Source organism: Pseudonocardia xinjiangensis, from assembly GCF_012911925.1.
Taxonomy (GTDB): Bacteria; Actinomycetota; Actinomycetes; order Mycobacteriales; family Pseudonocardiaceae; genus Pseudonocardia; species Pseudonocardia xinjiangensis.
In genome coordinates this window covers 1-4,533 of the sequence record NZ_JAAXKY010000261.1, presented here as the reverse complement: position 1 = coordinate 4,533, position 4,533 = coordinate 1, and the positions used below count along the sequence as shown (strand labels likewise).

Sequence of the window (4,533 nt, the reverse complement as noted above, 5' to 3'; positions counted from 1 at the left end):
CCCCGCGAGTCGCCCCGAATCCGCCCGCGAGTCGCGGGGTGGCGGAGGGGGGCCGGGCGACAGGAGGGTGTCGATCGGATGGTTACCCACCGCCAGCGATGGCGGGATCGGGCCGCAGGGCGAATGATCCGCTCACCACGGGTTCGATGAGCGGTGGAGGGAACAACGGTGGAGGTGCTCGCGCAGACCGATCTGCGGCTCGACACGACCGCGATCGACTACGTGTTCGTCGTCTTCTACTTCGTGCTGGTGCTGGGGATCGGGGTGATGGCCCGCCGGTCGATCGCCTCCAGCCTGGACTTCCTGCTGTCCGGGCGGTCACTGCCGGCCTGGGTCACGGGGCTGGCATTCGTCTCGGCGAACCTCGGGGCGATCGAGCTCATCGGGATGATGGCCAACGGCGCGCAGTACGGCGTGGCCACGTTCCACTACTACTGGATCGGCGCCATCCCCGCGATGGTGTTCCTCGGCATCGTGATGATGCCCTTCTACTACGGCAGCAAGGCGCGCAGCGTCCCGGAGTTCCTCCGGATGCGGTTCAACAAGACGACCCAGCGGGTCAACGCGGTGACGTTCGCGCTGGCGTCGGTGCTGATCGCCGGGGTGAACCTGTACGCGCTCGGACTGATCCTCGAGGCGCTGCTCGGCTGGCCGCCGCAGGTCGCCATCCCGATCGCGGCGCTGGTCGTCCTGAGCTACACGTTCCTGGGCGGCCTGTCGGCGGCGATCTACAACGAGGTACTGCAGTTCTTCGTGATCCTGGCCCTGCTCATCCCGCTCACCGTTGCCGGGCTGGCCCGCGTCGGCGGCTGGGACGGGTTGAAGCAGCAGGTGAGCGGGCTCCCGCCGGGCCCTGAGCAGGTGTCGTCGTGGCCGGGCACCGCTCTCACCGAGATCGCCAACCCGTTCTGGTCGGTGCTCGGGATCGTGTTCGGGCTGGGCTTCGTGCTCTCGTTCGGGTACTGGACCACCAACTTCGCCGAGGTGCAGCGGGCCCTGTCGGCCCGCAGCATGTCGGCCGCCCGCCGCACGCCGATCATCGCGGCGTTCCCGAAGGCGCTGATCCCGCTGGTCGTGGTGATCCCCGGCATGATCGCCGGGGTGCTGGTGCCGCAGCTCACCACGCTGAAGCAGGGTGGCGCCACCGACGTCACCTACAACAACGCGCTGACGCTCCTGATGAACGAGGTGCTGCCCAACGGCATCCTCGGGGTGGCGCTGGCCGGCCTGCTCGCGTCGTTCATGGCCGGTATGGCGGCCAACGTCAGCTCGCTGAACACCGTGTTCACCTACGACATCTGGCAGGACTGGGTCCGCCCCGGCCGGCCGGACGGGTACTACCTGCGGGTCGGCCGCGCGGTCACCGTGATCGGCTGCGTGCTGGCCATCGGCACGGCGTTCATCGCGGGCAGCTTCGAGAACCTGATGGACTACATCCAGGCCCTGTTCAGCTTCTTCAACGCCCCGTTGTTCGCGGTGTTCATCCTCGGCCTGTTCTGGAAGCGGATGAGCGGGACGGCCGGCTGGACCGGGCTGATCGGCGGCACGATCGCGGCCGTGATCGTCGACTCGCTCGTGCGCGGCGGGGTGATCGCCGTCTCGTCGCAGGCGGGATCGTTCCTGGCCGCGAGTGCCGCGTTCGTCGTCGGGATCGCGGTGGGGGTGGTCGTCACGATGTTCACCGCGCCGCGGCCGGAGGCCGAACTGGTCGGGCTGACCTGGTCGCTCACCCCCCGGGAGCGGGGTCGGACCGGTGAGGACGAGGGCAGCTGGTGGCAGTCACCGGTGGTGCTCGGCGCGATCGTGATCGCGTTGACCATCGTGCTCTACCTGCTCTTCGCCTGACCCAGCACAGACCAGCAGTGAGTCCCGACAGGAGGCATCCGTGACCGAACCGAAGGAGACCGCCGTCGACCAGGGCGGCACCGAGGCCCCGCCCAGCGCCGCATCGCAGCTGTTCGACCTGCGCTCGATCATCGCACTGCTGTTCGGGATCTACGGGATCGTGTTGACGATCCAGGGCCTGTTCTTCGAGAGCGAGGCGCAGCTGCAGAAGGCCGGCGGGATCGACATCAACCTGTGGTCCGGGATCATCATGATCATCGTGGCCGCGCTGTTCGCGCTGTGGGCGCGGCTCCGGCCACTGGTGCCGCCGAGCGAGAGCCGCTGAGAAGCGGCCCCGCCCGGCGGGTCGACGCTCAGTCGCGCCCCGGGGTGGGGTAGCGCGGGTTGAACGCGAACAAGGTCCAGTCGTCGAGGCGACGCAGAGCCTGCCGAAGCCCGGCACTGATACGCCTGGTGGTGCTGGTCATGCTGTCCTCCTCGGGTTGTCTTCCCACTCCGCTTCGCTGCGGGTGGCGGGCGCGCTGTGCGCCTGCACCCTGTACATCGCATCGATCTTCTGGATCGTTCCAGATCGAGACGTGAGGCCACTCACGCCGCCCGGCGATCCAGGACGGAGGGGACGGATCGGGAGGCCCGGTAGGGTCGTCACCGCGCTCGGTCGCCCGGAATCTCCGGTGCTCGGCCCCCGTGGGCCGCACGAGGCCGGGCAATGATCGCGCAGTTCCGGGGTAGCTCTCCGTGCGGAGAGCTCGGCCGCCGGCGCCGCACTCCGGGATCGGGAGGAGTCGCCGTTGCTCGCGCTCGTCGTCGCACACCTCGTGGTGGCGGCCCTGCTCCCGCTGGTCTCGGCACGCAACAGGCGGGCGGCGTTCGCGGTGGCGGCCGTCCTCCCTGCCGCGACGCTGCTGTGGGCGCTCGCCGAGGCCGGTCCCGCGCTCGCCGGCGGTGTCACGGCCACCACGGCCTGGGCACCCACGCTCGGTCTGATGCTGAGCTTCCGGCTCGACGCCCTGGCCCTGGCGATGATCGTGCTGGCGTCGGGGCTCGGCGCCGTGATCCTCGTGTACTGCGTCGGCTACTTCGGCAGCGACTCCAGCGAGGCCCCGCGCAGTGCCGCCCTGCTGCTCGCCTTCGCCGGCGCGATGCTGGGCCTGGTGCTGGCTGATGACCTGCTCACGCTCTACGTGTTCTGGGAGCTGACCTCGATCGCGTCGTTCCTCCTGGTCGGGCAGGGCGGCGAGCAGGGTGAGGAGCGGCGCGCCGCGGTGCAGGCCCTGCTGGTCACCGTGTTCGGCGGGCTGGCGATGCTGCTCGGGTTCGTGCTCCTCGGTGAGGCGGCGGGCACCTACCGGATCTCGGAGATCGTGGACGCCGGTCAGGCGGGCAGCCTGCACGGCGGTGCCGTGACCGCCGCGCTCCTGCTGATCCTGCTCGGGGCATTCACGAAGTCGGCACAGCTGCCGTTCCACCCGTGGCTGCCCGCCGCGATGGTCGCCCCCACGCCCGTGAGCGCCTACCTGCACGCGGCGTCCATGGTGAAGGCCGGGGTCTACCTGGTGGCGCGGCTCGCGCCCGGCTTCTCCGACCAGGCCGTCTGGTGGGTGCCGGTGGTCGTCGTCGGGCTCGGCACGATGATCGTGGGCGGGTGGCGGGCGCTGTCGGCCACCGACCTGAAACAGCTGCTCGCCTTCGGCACGGTCAGCCAGCTCGGGTTCCTGACGGTGCTGCTCGGGAGCGGCGGACCGCTGGGGGAGATCTCCGCGCTCGCCGGCATCGCGCTGCTGCTCGCGCACGGACTGTTCAAGGCGCCGCTGTTCATGGCCGTCGGCACGATCGACCACGCGACGGGCACCCGCGACCTGCGCAAGCTCTCCGGCCTGCGTACCGCTCTGCCGGGTACGGCCGTCGCGGCGGCGCTGGCCGTGGCGTCGATGGCCGGGATCCCGCCGCTGCTGGGGTTCGTCGGCAAGGAGGCCGCGTTCGAGGGCTTCCTCGACGAGGGCGGTCTGCGCGGGTGGATCGTCGCGCTCGGGCTGCTGCTCGGGTCGGTGCTCACCGCGGCGTACAGCGCCCGTTTCCTGTGGGGCGCGTTCGCCCGCAAGCCCGGGCTCGAGCCGACGCAGGTGCACCGGCCGGGCGCGCTGCTGACCGTTCCCGTCTGGATCTGCTCCATCGCCGGCCTGGCGCTCGGCATCGCCTACCCCGTGGTCGACGCGCTCGGTGCGAGCTACGCCGCCGAGTACCCCGACGAGTCCGGCTACCATCTCGCGATCTGGCACGGCCTCGGCCTCCCGCTGCTGTTCACCGCGGTGGCGATCGCCGGCGGCCTGCTCCTGCACGCGCAGCGGGCCCGGGTGCTCGCCCTGTCCTCCCGCAGCCCGCTCGACGCGCAGCGCGGCTACGAGCTGACCATCGCCGCCATCGCGCGTCTCGCGCTGACCGTGACGGGACGCCTGCAGGTCGGTTCCCTCCCCGCCTACCTGGCCACGATCCTCGTGGCGTTCGTGCTGCTGCCCGGCGTGGCCACGATCCTGGGGGGCGCGTGGCCCGGCGGGCAGCCGATCTACCACTCGTTCACGCAGGTGCCGCTCGCGATCGTCGTGGTGATCGCGGCGCTGGCCGCGGTCCGGGCCCGGCGGCGCCTGACCGCCGTGCTCCTGGTCGGCGTGATCGGGTACGGGGTGGGTG

General features: G+C 70.9%; 3 protein-coding genes. All 3 read left to right on the top strand.

Features of this window, described 5'->3' with window-relative positions:
• Window positions 1-168: 168 nt before the first annotated feature.
• The gene (locus tag HF577_RS36590; RefSeq protein ID WP_169400583.1) at window positions 169-1,845 is read left to right on the top strand and encodes a sodium:solute symporter family protein; all 1,677 of its coding nucleotides are present in this window, start codon (window positions 169-171) and stop codon (window positions 1,843-1,845) included.
• Between the two features lie 40 nt (window positions 1,846-1,885).
• The gene (locus tag HF577_RS36585; protein WP_312859619.1) at window positions 1,886-2,170 is read left to right on the top strand and encodes a hypothetical protein; all 285 of its coding nucleotides are present in this window, start codon (window positions 1,886-1,888) and stop codon (window positions 2,168-2,170) included.
• A gap of 466 nt (window positions 2,171-2,636) precedes the next feature.
• Window positions 2,637-4,533: proton-conducting transporter transmembrane domain-containing protein (locus HF577_RS36580; protein ID WP_169400581.1), on the top strand; the 1,897-nt coding region annotated here is incomplete at its 3' end.